Origin of the sequence: Arthrobacter sp. MYb221 (assembly GCF_002979835.1) — a bacterium.
In the GTDB taxonomy this organism is placed as follows: Bacteria; Actinomycetota; Actinomycetes; order Actinomycetales; family Micrococcaceae; genus Glutamicibacter.
In genome coordinates this window covers 1-12,424 of record NZ_PCPW01000014.1, presented here as the reverse complement: position 1 = coordinate 12,424, position 12,424 = coordinate 1, and the positions used below count along the sequence as shown (strand labels likewise).

The 12,424-nt window shown below is 53.8% G+C and carries 12 protein-coding genes; 8 read left to right on the top strand and 4 right to left on the bottom strand.

The features are described from left to right. Positions 1-157 precede the first annotated feature (157 nt). The 4 genes from CQ015_RS15080 to dnaA form a co-directional block, all read right to left on the bottom strand. Positions 158-685 (bottom strand): DUF721 domain-containing protein, encoded by a 528-nt coding sequence (locus CQ015_RS15080; protein WP_105554053.1) that lies wholly within the window; start codon positions 683-685, stop codon positions 158-160. Further along, positions 678-1,841: a DNA replication/repair protein RecF gene (gene recF, locus CQ015_RS15075; RefSeq protein WP_105554129.1), complete on the bottom strand. Its 1,164-nt coding sequence runs from the start codon at positions 1,839-1,841 to the stop codon at positions 678-680. The genes CQ015_RS15080 and recF overlap by 8 nt, the downstream gene beginning before the upstream one ends. 59 nt (positions 1,842-1,900) lie before the next feature. Next, positions 1,901-3,028, bottom strand: coding sequence for a DNA polymerase III subunit beta (gene dnaN, locus CQ015_RS15070; protein WP_096282911.1), 1,128 nt, complete (start codon positions 3,026-3,028; stop codon positions 1,901-1,903). 468 nt (positions 3,029-3,496) lie between these two features. Further along, positions 3,497-4,933, bottom strand: coding sequence for a chromosomal replication initiator protein DnaA (gene dnaA, locus CQ015_RS15065; protein ID WP_096282910.1), 1,437 nt, complete (start codon positions 4,931-4,933; stop codon positions 3,497-3,499). A 513-nt stretch (positions 4,934-5,446) separates the two neighbouring features. Between dnaA and rpmH the strand changes: the two genes are divergently transcribed. From rpmH to CQ015_RS15025, 8 genes are all read left to right on the top strand, one after another. After that, positions 5,447-5,584 (top strand): 50S ribosomal protein L34, encoded by a 138-nt coding sequence (gene rpmH / locus CQ015_RS15060; protein ID WP_096257183.1) that lies wholly within the window; start codon positions 5,447-5,449, stop codon positions 5,582-5,584. 64 nt (positions 5,585-5,648) lie between these two features. Next, on the top strand, positions 5,649-5,999 hold the full coding sequence (rnpA, locus tag CQ015_RS15055) for a ribonuclease P protein component (protein ID WP_105569330.1): 351 nt from the start codon (positions 5,649-5,651) through the stop codon (positions 5,997-5,999). Then, entirely contained in the window at positions 5,999-6,376 is a 378-nt protein-coding gene (gene yidD, locus CQ015_RS15050) for a membrane protein insertion efficiency factor YidD (protein WP_105569331.1), read from the top strand. Before rnpA ends, yidD begins: the two co-directional genes overlap by 1 nt. Further along, complete coding sequence (yidC, locus tag CQ015_RS15045; protein WP_105554051.1) at positions 6,376-7,335, top strand: membrane protein insertase YidC; 960 nt, start codon at positions 6,376-6,378, stop codon at positions 7,333-7,335. The genes yidD and yidC overlap by 1 nt, the downstream gene beginning before the upstream one ends. Before the next feature lie 2 nt (positions 7,336-7,337). Further along, positions 7,338-7,865, top strand: a complete 528-nt coding sequence (locus tag CQ015_RS15040; RefSeq protein WP_105554050.1) for a R3H domain-containing nucleic acid-binding protein — start codon at positions 7,338-7,340, stop codon at positions 7,863-7,865. A gap of 44 nt (positions 7,866-7,909) precedes the next feature. Beyond that, positions 7,910-8,551, top strand: a complete 642-nt coding sequence (gene rsmG, locus CQ015_RS15035; RefSeq protein ID WP_096282904.1) for a 16S rRNA (guanine(527)-N(7))-methyltransferase RsmG — start codon at positions 7,910-7,912, stop codon at positions 8,549-8,551. A gap of 134 nt (positions 8,552-8,685) precedes the next feature. Next, positions 8,686-9,657 (top strand): ParA family protein, encoded by a 972-nt coding sequence (locus CQ015_RS15030; protein WP_258133632.1) that lies wholly within the window; start codon positions 8,686-8,688, stop codon positions 9,655-9,657. A 184-nt stretch (positions 9,658-9,841) separates the two neighbouring features. Continuing rightward, the gene (locus CQ015_RS15025) at positions 9,842-11,002 is read left to right on the top strand and encodes a ParB/RepB/Spo0J family partition protein (protein WP_105554048.1); all 1,161 of its coding nucleotides are present in this window, start codon (positions 9,842-9,844) and stop codon (positions 11,000-11,002) included. Positions 11,003-12,424: the final 1,422 nt, after the last annotated feature.

Below are 12,424 nucleotides of genomic sequence, written 5' to 3'. Positions count from 1 at the left end.
GCTAATTCTACCGCGTTTAGCAAAATATATAGGGATCCTGAAGCTCAAATCGGCTGTAGCAGCCACAGAACCGTCTCTCTGAGCGGTTGAGGGCGATCCGGTGAGGGGGGAGTCAGCCACCGGGTCCGTTAGAGCGCCATATGCCGTGCCAGCATTTTTAGCCGTAGGTGTCTCGCGGTCCACGTCCGGCGACCGAACGCATTCCGTGCCGCCACGATGGAGCGTTTGGCCCCAGAACCTTGATGACAGTCACGATCCCAGGGCCTAGTTCGGCATCGATTTTCTTCAAAATTTGATGGCTGAGTAGGCGTAACTGCGTGGCCCAGGAAGTTGAATCGCAGCGCACGACGACGACCGTATCTTCAAAGGATTCTGGTTTGCAGTGCGCCGCAACGTTTTCTCCGACAAGTTCTGCCCACCGGCCAAGTACCGAACCGACGGCGACTTGCGTATTCCAGCCACGGGATTTGGACATTCTGTTGACGATTTCGCCGATGGCATGCGGGTCACGGGCAGATCCTTCGCTTGCGGTGCCCTTGGGAGCGGCAAATCCGCGACGAGCGGCCTGCCGTTTCTTCACCCGCTCCATTCGGGCCGCATCGATTCTCGGCTCTCCGCGTTCCTCGGCAAGCTTGCGCATGCGATTGAGCAGCGCCTTGGCTGAGTCGAGCTCTTCCTCAGACATCGCTGACCTGGCCGGGGCTGACTTGGAAAAAATGCCCCTTCAAAGCTTCGGGGACATCGGCGGCAACCGCGGCCGTGACAAGAACTTGTTCGGCACCGGACACAATATGAGCCAGCCTGTCTCGTCGAGTCGCATCCAGCTCAGCAAAGACATCATCGAGGATCAGGATTGGACCCGAGCCGGTTCGCGGATCGTCATCGCCAAAGACTCGGTAGGCTGCCAAACGCAAAGCGAGCGCAAACGACCAGGTTTCGCCATGTGAGGCGTAGCCCTTCGCCGGGGTCGCCCCCAAGGTCAAGGTCAGATCGTCGCGATGCGGGCCGAAGAGAGAAATTCCGCGATCCAATTCACGTGATCGGTTTGCCTCGATGGAATTCAGCAACAATTCCCGAATCTCGTCCTGGGCCATTGCCTCGAGATCGTTGGCGGGAAGCGAATTCTCATCGTTCTCTCCCTCGAGCGAGGAGCGATAGATTGCACCGGCGTGCTTCTTGCCATCGGCGAGGTCCGCATAGGCGGCCTCCATGTACGGACGCAGCAGCGCCAAGACGTTCAGCCGTCCCCGGATGAGGCGTGCCCCGCAGTTCGCAAGCTGCATGTCCCAAGCCTGCAGGGTACTTTCCTGCGAGGAATTCAATTTGGATTTCCCGCGGATCGATTTGAGCAACGCATTGCGCTGCTTCACGATTCGCTCGTAGTCGTTTTTGGTGCCGGCTTCGATGGGCCGCAGGGAGATGAGCATCTCGTCCAGGAAGCGGCGACGGTTCGAGGGGTCGCCCTTGATCAGGGCAAGGTCCTCGGGAGCAAACAGGACGGTTCGAACGAGTCCAAGAATTTCACGTGCTCGCACCGGATTGGCCCGATTGATTCGGGCACGGTTGATCTTGCCGCTGGTAATTTCGACCTCGAGCGAGGAGGTCTGGGAACCGCGGTGCAAGGTGCCGCGGATCAGTGCTCGTTCGGACCCGAATTGAATTAATGGGGCATCGCTACTGACCCGGTGCGAGGAAAGATTCGCTAGATAGCCGACGGCCTCAACAATGTTGGTTTTGCCCACACCGTTGGGGCCGACCAGTACATTAATGCCCGGGGCAAGTTGCACGTCGGCCTGCACGTACGAGCGAAAGCTCGTGAGGGAAAGCTGCGAGATATACACCGAGAGTCCTGGAAGCTGCGAAGCGGTGGATGGCCAGGCCATCCACCGCGAGGTTGTTGCTAGTTCGAGTTTGGCAATCGAACTGGCATGACCAGGTACCGGTACTGGTCCTGATCGTCTTCGTCGATCTGCTTCTGACCGGTGATCATCGCAGGTTTAGGTGCGCTGGTGAAGGAGAACCGCACGTAGTCGGTATTGAAGGAGCCTAGGCCCTCGCTCAGGAATGTGGGGTTGAACGCCACGGTGATGTCTTCACCCCGAAGCGAAGCAACGATCGCCTCTTCGGCCTGGGCATCTTCGCCGGTTCCCGCATCCAGGGTCAGCTGACCATCGGTGAAAGCCATGCGAACCGGAGTATTACGTTCGGCAACCACCGAGACGCGGCGTACTGCTTCGATTAGATCGCTGGTACGAACGGTCGCATGGATGGGGGTGTTGTCCGGGAACAGCGAACGAATCTTTGGATAGTCGCCATTGATCAGCAGCGAGGTGGTTCGGCGATTGGCGCTTTCGAAACCAATCATTTCGCCGTTAGGGCTGATAGCCAGCTTCAAATCACCGGCGCTCGAAAGTGTTTTCGCGACTTCACTCAAGGTCTTCGCCTTGATCAAGAATGAGGTAGAAACTTCTGGCTGGTTAGGGGACCAGTTCAGTTCGCGCATCGCCAAGCGGTAACGGTCGGTAGCCAGGAAGGTAATGAGATCGTTTACGATTTCTACCTTGATGCCGGTAAGAACCGGAAGAGTATCATCTTTGGACGCAGCAACGATGACCTGCGATACGGCTTCGGAGAAAGCTTGTCCATTAATGGTTCCCGCAACTTCTGGAAGCGCAGGAAGCGTCGGGTATTCATCCACGGGCATGGTTGCCAAGTGGAAACGAGAACGGCCGCAGGAAACCGTAATCTTCGTGCCATCGGTTTCCAGCGTCACCGTTGAATTAGGCAAAGATCGGGTAATTTCTGCAAGAAGCTTGCCAGAAACCAGCACTTCACCCTGTTCTGCTATATCGGCAGGTATTTCAATATGGGATGAGATCTCGTAATCAAATCCCTCAAGGCGAACGATGCCCTCATGGGTAGTGATCAAAATGCCAGCAAGTACTGGAGATGGTGGACGCTGCGCTAGAGACCTTGCGGTCCAAGAAACGGCGTCTGCCAATACATCCTTTTCAACGCTGAACTTCACGAAAAATCCGCCTTTCGGAACCCATAAGTCTTAAGTCAGGCCAAGAAGCTTGTTTCCCGCCAAGTTCTTAAGCATAGAGCAGGTAGCTACACGATATCTCCACTTAATCTTGCCACGACTTTCCTCATGAAGCTTCATAGAAGATTCCGAGGTGTGCAGTGCAGCGAACTTATGAACAAAAAATCGTTCAAAACGGGTGTATCGGGGAGAGGTCTCGTTATTTGGATGAATAAGTGTTTAAAGGAAGTAGTGTTAATAACCCCTGTGGATACTGTGGATAACCGCCGCGATCCCATAGATTGAACCAATTGTGCATGTGAACAATCTGTGACTGGGAGTGACACTCAGTTCCAGTGCCCTGTTGAAACTCAGTGTCACTCTTTTCGCAGTCCACACTCGAGGTGCTTGTTATGCGCAGGTTGTCTCCAACTACTCCACAGCCTTATCCACAGCTGTGGTTTTCGTGAATCAGTGCTCGCGCTGGCTTTGTTTGATGCGGTTTGTCAGTTCTGTCACCTGGTTGAAGATCGCACGACGTTCGGCCATCAGTTCACGAATCTTGCGATCGGCATGGATCACGGTGGTATGGTCACGTCCACCGAGTTCGGCACCGATCTTCGGCAGAGACATATCGGTCAATTCCCGCAGGAGGTACATCGCGATCTGACGTGCAGTGACCAGCGTTCGAGTACGTGACTTACTGTTGAGCTCATCAATGCTCAGTCCGAAGTATTCGGCGGTCTGCTTGATGATGGTTGAGGGCGTGATCTCCTGGGCACCGTCGGCGCTGATCAAATCCTTCAGAACGGTTTCGGCCAGGGCAAGGTCTACTTGCTGGTTATTCAATGAGGCGAAGGCCGTCACTCGAATGAGTGCACCCTCGAGCTCACGGATATTCGTAGAGATGCGTGAAGCAATGTATTCCATCACGTCGCCCGGGGCAGAAAGGTTCTCCGCATCCGCCTTCTTGCGCAAGATCGCAATTCGAGTTTCCAATTCAGGCGGCTGGATATCGGTAAGCAAACCCCATTCGAAGCGTGAACGCATTCGATCTTCAAAGCCCTGGAGCTGCTTCGGCGGCAAGTCGGAGGTGATCACTACCTGCTTGTTGTGATTATGCAGGGCATTGAAGGTGTGGAAGAACTCTTCTTGCGTCGCGTCCTTATTTGCCAAGAACTGAATATCGTCAATCAGCAGAATGTCGACGTTGCGGTAGGTCTGTTTGAAACTGGCACCCTCGTCATCACGGATGGAGTTGATGAAATCGTTGGTGAATTCTTCGGAATTCACGTAGCGAACACGAATGCCCTTGTAGAGGTGACGCGCGTAATGCCCAATCGCATGAAGTAGGTGCGTCTTACCCAAACCAGAATCGCCGTAGATGAATAGCGGGTTGTAGGCCTTCGCCGGCGCTTCGGCAACGGCAACGGCGGCCGCATGCGCAAATCGATTCGAAGAGCCGATCACGAAGGTATCGAATATGTACTTCGGATTCAGGCGACCGAACTCTTGGGAATTTGAGGGGGGAGTCGGCTGGGGCGCCGGCTGTGGGCGTGGGCCGGGAGTCTCCGGAACCGGGGCTGGGGTGGAAACAGGTGCTGGTTTTTCCTCGACCGGCTGTTCGACGTCTTCGGCCAGAGACAGGTCGACGCTTACCGCGCAACGAATATCGTCCTGGAAGACTTCGCGCAGTGCTTGATCCAGCGGCTCGCGTAGTTGAGTCTGCAGAATGTCACGGGTGAGGTCATTTGGCACTGCAACAAGAAGGGTACTTCCGATGAGACCCTGGGGCTTGGCTAAGGACACAAACGGACGGTGGCGGGCTTTAACCCGATCGTCGTCTTCGATCTTGCGGATGACTTGACGCCAGGAGCTCCCAATACTATTGGTCTCGTCGCTACTCACTAAGGGCGTCCCACTTCCATCATTTAATGCAATGTTGATCACACAAAACCCGATTTTCGGCTTTGTTTTCGCCATTCTGGCGACGCTATCACCACTGATTCTATCCACTATCCACATGGTTATGCACAGTCTGGTGGAAAAAGTTAGCAGTTTGGCTGTGGAAAACGTCTTTTCCCTTGAAATCTAGGCTTTTGAGGGCCGCTTTGACGTGGTTTTTCGCGTCAGAATGTGAGGTGTCTTTCGTTGAAAGCTGTCGTAATCCACAAGTTTGGGGTAGATTATTCACAGGCAGCGCTCTGATATTCACAGGGGCGCTGTTACCGCGCGCCAATTTGACCTACGGCTCAAATTTTCCTATCGTTATTCAGTCCTATGTGTGCGTTTTGTGACCTGCTCAGTTTTTAGAAGAGCCCGCGAAATCACGCATTTTATAAAGAACGAGCGTCAGCCTGTTGTTATCCAGCTAGCTAGTAGCGGGTACGGCGCATCACTTAAAATTCTTGGAGTGTCACCGTGAGCAAGCGGACTTTTCAGCCAAACAACCGTCGTCGTGCTAAGAAGCACGGTTTCCGTCTTCGTATGCGTACCCGTGCGGGTCGCGCAATTCTTTCGGCTCGTCGCGGCAAGAGCCGCACCGAGCTTTCCGCATAAATTTGTGGATCAGCTTTTGGCTGCATAGTTCTGATGGACTCAACTAGATCCGTCTAGGCCAAAAATGTTGCCAAAGAATCAGCGATTGCGCTTAGCGCAAGACCTTACAGTCACTGTACGTTCCGGCGCCCGAAGCGGACGCCGGAACGTCGTGCTATATGCACGCCCTCGCCCCGAAGGGGTCATGGGGGACCGGTTTGGATTTATTGTCTCCAAGGCAGTGGGAATTGCGGTTAAGCGGAACCTGGCGAAACGTCGCATGCGCGAAGTTGCCCACGAGCTTAGGCGCGTGGATGGAAACCTGGATATCGTCGTTCGTGCCCTGCCTGGAGCTGCTGAGCTCTCTTGGGAAGAGCTGCGATCACAGGTCAACACTGCTTTCGCATCCGTGCTTCGTAAAACAGAGGTCCGCTGATGCGTAAGGACTTAACTTTCCGAACCGGACCTGTGTGGTTCATCATTGATATTCCACGCAATCTTCTTATCGGGTTTCTTAAGTTCTACCGAAAGATCATCTCGCCAATTTATGGCGATGTATGCCGATACTTTCCTAGCTGTTCTGCCTATGGGCTCGAAGCGGTGACTCAGCACGGTGCCGTCAAAGGTATCGTCTTGACTGCCTGGCGGGTTCTGAGGTGTAATCCATTTTCCCACGGCGGCGTAGACCACGTTCCGGAGGGTCCACGGATTTGGCCCGAAGGTAAACTGCCGAGGATCATAGTTCTGAATCATCCTGTGATTCCCGACGATGAAGACGCCGCGGATAGCGGCCACAAGGAGCTTGACCGCTAATGAACTTTCTAGACACCATATTGACTCCGTTCACGTATTCCGTGTCGTGGGTCCTGTGGGCCTTCCACGAACTGTTCACCATCATGGGTATGGACGAGGGCTCGGGAGTGACCTGGACCTTGTCCATCATCTTCCTGGTTCTGCTCATCCGTACACTGCTGATTCCGGTCTTCGTCAAGCAGATCAAGAGCCAGCGTGCGATGCAGGCGCTGCAGCCCGACCTGCGCAAGCTCCAGGCGAAGTACAAGGGCAAGACCGACCAGATGTCGCGTCAGGCCATGGTGCAAGAACAGCAGGCGCTGTTCAAGAAGCACAAGACCAACCCACTGTCTTCCTGCCTGCCTCTGCTCGTGCAGATGCCATTCTTCTTCGCCCTCTTCCGCGTGCTTAACGAAGCTTCCCGTGCCAGCGATGACGGCCGTTCAATCGGTGCCTTGTCCGCTGACCATATCCGCAGCTTCGACCAGTCCTCGATCCTTGGGGCACCGCTTTCCGAGACCTTCTTGGGCACCATCAATTCCGGTGCCATCAACTGGGCAGTAATCATCGTTGCGGTCATCATGATCCTCGCGATGACCGCCTCGCAGTTCTTCACCCAGCGCCAGCTGATGACCAAGAACATGAGCCAGGAAGCCCTGCAGGGCCCGTTCATGCAGCAGCAGAAGATGATGCTCTACATCCTGCCTCTGGTCTTCGGCATCGGTGGTATTAACTTCCCAATCGGCGTGCTGATCTACTGGACCGCATCGAACCTTTGGACCTTGGGACAGCAGTTCTGGGTCATTCGCAACAACCCAACTCCAGGCTCTGAGGCAGAACGCGAACTCAACGCTCGTCGCGCTGCCAAGGGTTTGCCTCCTGTGGGACAGAAGAAGCTGGATGAGTCCGAGACCCCAGCGATCGAAGAACCTAAGGGCCAGCGCGAGCAGCCAAAGCGTAAGAATCGCCGGAAGAAGTAGTCATGACTGCAACTGAGAACACCGAAGTATCTGAGCTGACCGACCAGGTCGAGCAAAATGAAGAGGTAGTCGACGAAGGCGATGTTGCCGCGGACTACCTAGAGGAACTGTTGGATATTGCCGATCTCGATGGCGACATCGACATCGAAATCCGTGGCGGACGAACGTACATTTCCATCGTCGCCGAGGAAGCCACCACCGACCTGAACAGCCTCGTAGGCAAGGACGGTGAGGTACTCGATGCACTGCAGGAGCTAACCCGCCTGGCTGTTCTCAATGCCACTGGCGAGCGTTCACGCTTAGTCTTGGACATTGCCGGGTATCGCTCAAACCGTGCCGAAGAACTGCAGCAGTTAGCCACGGAAGCCATCGCCGAGGCGCGAAAGTCGGGACAGCCAGTACACCTCGAGCCGATGAGCGCGTACGAACGCAAACTTGTTCACGATGTCATTGCGGATGCTGGACTGCATTCGGAATCCGAAGGTGAATCCACCCGTCGCCACATCGTCGTATCGACGCTGGATAACTAAGTAATTCGCACCGCGCGTTTTCAATCGTTCAAAGGAACTATGCAATGACTGAGGACCTCAGCCTTACAGCAGCGGAGACCGTAGCTGCCGAAAAGATTTTCGGTGACCGACTGGATCTTGCTAAGCGCTACGTAGCGCACCTTGCTACGTCAGGCATTGAACGAGGGCTGCTTGGCCCGCGTGAAGTCCCTCGTCTGTGGTCCCGCCACGTGCTCAACTGCGCCGTGATCGAGTCGTTGATGGAGCGCGATGCTGAAGTAGCCGATGTAGGCAGCGGTGCGGGCCTTCCTGGCCTGTGCTTGGCCATCGCACGTCCGGATCTCAAGCTGACGCTGATTGAACCCTTAGAACGCCGTTGCATCTGGCTGACAGAAGTCATCGACGACCTCGGTCTGGACAATGTGACCGTGATGCGTGGACGCGCCGAGCAGATGACTGAGACCATCAATGCCCGTTACGTGACTGCCCGAGCGGTCTCGGCGTTGAGTAACCTCGCAGGCCTGACCATCCCACTGCTGCACGGGCAAGGTGACCTTATCGCCATCAAGGGACGTTCCGCCGCAGAAGAAATTGATAAGGCGCAGAAGGTCATCCGCAAGCTTGGTGGCACCGAAACTAAGGTAGTCACTGTCGGTGAAGACATGCTGGAAGAAGTCACCACGGTGGTTCAAATCAAGGTTGGCTAATACTTAGGCGTTAGTCTTTAAGTAGCTTTAGATGCGGAATAACCCAAGACCTGAGTATCTTTCGAGATTCAGCTTGAACGCATACTAAGACGTTTGTTTTCGTGTGTTTCACGTGAAACATCGTCGGTGGGTTCATGGATTTTGAACGCATCAATTCACGAGGAGGAGTTTCACCTTTGTCCAAGGCTAAAGGTTCGTCGAGCAACGTTTTTGACTTTAATGATTCTTCTTCGCCGTTAGCTAGTCAGCTGGCCAATGAACATAGGCGCCGCGAAGCGATTTCGGAGCGAGAAGTCCCAACGCCGCCGAAGACTCGATACCTCACTATCTCCAACCAAAAGGGTGGAGTGGGCAAGACGACGACGGCAGTTAACCTTGCGGCGGGTTTGGCCAAGAGTGGTCTGAACGTTCTGGTAATCGATATCGACCCGCAGGGCAATGCATCGACAGCTCTAGGTATTGAGCATCATTCGGAAGTCGATAGCATTTACGACGTACTTATCAATGATCTTCCTTTGGCAGATGTCATTGCGACTTGCCCTGAGCTACCCACATTGGAAGTGGCCCCGGCAACTATTCATCTTGCGGGTGCTGAAATTGAATTAGTTTCTTTGGTGGCCCGAGAGCAGCGGTTGCAGCGAGCATTGGATGACTATGCGCGCACTCGTCAACGCAAGGGACTTCCTCGTCTGGACTACGTATTCATAGACTGCCCGCCGAGCTTGGGCCTATTGACTGTCAACGCATTTGTGGCTGCCAGGGAAGTGCTCATCCCAATTCAGTGTGAGTACTACGCGTTGGAGGGTCTGAGCCAGCTTTTGAAGAATATTGAGATGATTCAAAAGCATTTGAATTCAAAATTAACTGTTTCCACGATACTGCTCACCATGTATGACGGCCGGACCAATTTGGCGGCACAGGTAGCCAACGAAGTGCGGGAACATTTCCCAGAGCAAGTTCTCGGCGCCGTCATACCTCGATCTGTACGCATCTCGGAAGCCCCGAGTTACCAGCAGACCGTAATTACTTACGACCCGAGCTCCACCGGCGCGTTGTCTTATATGGAGGCAGCCATAGAGATCGCCGAACGAGCGGTAAAATCCTAAGACAGAACGTTCTAGACAACAAGATCTGGAATTCACTTGTTTTTCGTTGTTTTTAGGATAGAAGTTTCATCTTCAATAGACCCATGACTCCCTAAAAGGAAAATTGTCAACATCCCCCTAGTTACTCACGTAAACAGTAGACTAGTCGTGGGTTGAGAATTTGGATGAAAAGGAGTGCCGCTATATGGCTGACAAGAAGCGTGGCTTAGGCAGAGGGCTTGGTGCGCTGATTTCCAGTTCGCCATCCGGGGCTGTGGCAGAGATTAAAGACGATGTTTCACGTGAAACATCGATACCTACCTCCGACCAGAGCAAGACGAAGACAGCTCGTCCTGTAGACATGTTCTTTGAGCCGGGACGCAAGTCGGCTTCCTCTGCGCCAAAAGCGGCACCTGCAAAGAGTGCGAAGAAGCCTCGGGCGGCGATGCCTGGACTCAACACGACCGTCGCTCCGCGCAAGACTGAACCTGTCCCGCAGAGTAACGACCGGGGAGGGGTGCTGGAGGAGCCGGCAAATGGCTTGGTAGACGTACCGGGAGCTCGTTTTGCTGAACTCAACGTTGACCAGATTCATCCGAACCGTAAACAACCCCGAACGAATTTTGACCAGGAACACATGGATGAACTCATCCATTCGATTCGGGAAATTGGCCTGCTCCAGCCAATTGTTGTTCGTCCCTCGCGAGAAGACAACGATGCACCATATGAACTGGTCATGGGTGAACGTCGTTGGAGGGCGACTCAGGCCGCAGGACTGTCTACGATTCCGGCTATCGTCCGAGATACGCTGGATACCGACCTACTTCGTGATGCACTCCTTGAGAATCTTCACCGTTCGCAGCTCAACCCACTTGAAGAGGCCGCGGCTTACCAGCAGCTTCTTGAAGAATTCAATTGCACTCAGGAAGTACTTTCGGATCGTATTGGGCGATCACGCTCGCAGATTTCGAACACAATCCGGCTGATGAAACTGCCTGCCCTGGTGCAGCGACGAGTGGCCGCCGGCGTATTGTCGGCCGGGCATGCACGTGCACTGCTCGGTTTATCCAATGGAGAAGCAATTGAGCAACTTGCTCAACGAATCGTCAATGAAGGATTGTCCGTTCGCGCTACGGAGGAGGCAGTGGCCCTTAGCGGCGACAAGCCAGCTAAGAAGACCGTTAAGGCACGTGAGAACCAGCGTAACGAGCGGCTGGATTTTTTGGCGACGTCGTTGGCTGATCGTTTGGACACTAGCGTCAAGATTCAATTGGGTACCAAAAAAGGTAAAGTCAGCATCGAGTTTGCCTCGGTGGAGGACCTAAATAGAATTATGGAAGTCCTAGATCCGGACTTGAAGAAGTAGCCACTTGCTCTTGCGGTGTCGGGTATGTTTCACGTGAAACATACCCGACACCATTTTTTTTATCCGCCTACGCGCAGCAAGCCGGATACACCGAATGATCCTTGTAAGCGCTTCAGCCGGTCGAACTGACCAGAATTGGAGGAGACCTCAGCCTAGGGCGTACATGGCTTCTGAGGGGCTGCGCACAGGCCATGCTGGGCACTTAGAAGGAAGGAGTCAACCAGACCAGAGATGCTGCAAGCATGTCAGTCGAGGAAACAGATCAGCGGTGACCCGTGAAAACACAAAAACGGAAAGGCGGAACACCGTGAACCGAATCAGTTCTTGCCCAGAATGCGAGCGTCACCCAAACTTGACCTCATTGAACCAGTAGTGACTTTCCTAAACCGAAAACGGTCCGATGTAACTTGTTTGATCTAGGAATCCTTGCAGCTGAATTCTCTTCTCATCCGGCGATGTTGAAACCGTTGATTTGATTCACGCAGATAATGGCTCAAGTGTTCAGCTTCGGATCTGACAGTAGCGTGCTCGTTGTTCGCGTAATTGTGGATATGCGAGAGCGGTACCTGCACCTCTGATTGAAGTAAGTTTCAGGGCCCAGAACTACTGCCATATCGAATGTCCTTGAACAAGGTCACCGGGCAGAAGGACCAGCGGTAACGAGCTAGGTTCTATGCCGACCAAGGTGCACTTGGAACAATCTGATGGTTGCTTCGGGCGTGAGCGCGTGGCGATGGGAGAAGCAATGAGAGTTCAAATCGTTGTCTGCTCTAATTTGGCCATGTCTGATAGATGCAATGAAAGGGGAGGCGCCGACCATCTGGGTGGCGCATTGCCTTCATATAATGAGACGGTCATCAGAAGTACCTTTGTTGAAGGTGGTCGCTAATAAGACGGCGGGCTTTGATCATTCACTCAGCGAATGCGGTGGTTTATTAGGATGTCGCATTAATTGTCCGCCAGTGGGCAATTTTCTGGCCGCACGTCGGCTGATCTCCATGCACGCCAACAGATTCCTGACGATTGAAGGCGTGCCAACGAATTGCCGGGCAAACGACGATCATGTTTTGAGAACTCGTTAGTGTTGAATATTAGTAGGTTTGGGGACCCCGCAACGTTGCCTATTGGAGCCAGCGTTATTGCCGTTGGGGACCAGCAGTCCCTTTGGAAAAGTAATTAGGGCTACGTAGTGAAAATATCTTGATTCGCGCTGGGGAAGTTTGCGGTTTATTGCCTTCGGGGTATCCCGTATTGTGAATTCGCCCGGTCGCGGTAATAGCCGTTGGAGACGGTTCCAGCAAGCTCGGGCAGGAACTAGCGGCACGATTGAATACCGCAGGAATGATGAATATTTGACTCTTTGAGAGCCACCAATATTGAGATTCAGAGCCACCCGTTATTGCAGTTCGGAGCCACCCAATA

Excerpts from the sequence above, each read along its gene's own strand:
- CQ015_RS15080 (WP_105554053.1), bottom strand. The coding sequence starts at position 685 with ATGTCTGAGGAAGAGCTCGACTCAGCCAAGGCGCTGCTCAATCGCATG.
- rnpA (WP_105569330.1), top strand. The coding sequence starts at position 5,649 with ATGTTGCCAAAGAATCAGCGATTGCGCTTAGCGCAAGACCTTACAGTC.
- yidD (WP_105569331.1), top strand. The coding sequence starts at position 5,999 with ATGCGTAAGGACTTAACTTTCCGAACCGGACCTGTGTGGTTCATCATT.
- yidC (WP_105554051.1), top strand. The coding sequence starts at position 6,376 with ATGAACTTTCTAGACACCATATTGACTCCGTTCACGTATTCCGTGTCG.
- CQ015_RS15040 (WP_105554050.1), top strand. The coding sequence starts at position 7,338 with ATGACTGCAACTGAGAACACCGAAGTATCTGAGCTGACCGACCAGGTC.
- rsmG (WP_096282904.1), top strand. The coding sequence starts at position 7,910 with ATGACTGAGGACCTCAGCCTTACAGCAGCGGAGACCGTAGCTGCCGAA.
- CQ015_RS15030 (WP_258133632.1), top strand. The coding sequence starts at position 8,686 with ATGGATTTTGAACGCATCAATTCACGAGGAGGAGTTTCACCTTTGTCC.
- CQ015_RS15025 (WP_105554048.1), top strand. The coding sequence starts at position 9,842 with ATGGCTGACAAGAAGCGTGGCTTAGGCAGAGGGCTTGGTGCGCTGATT.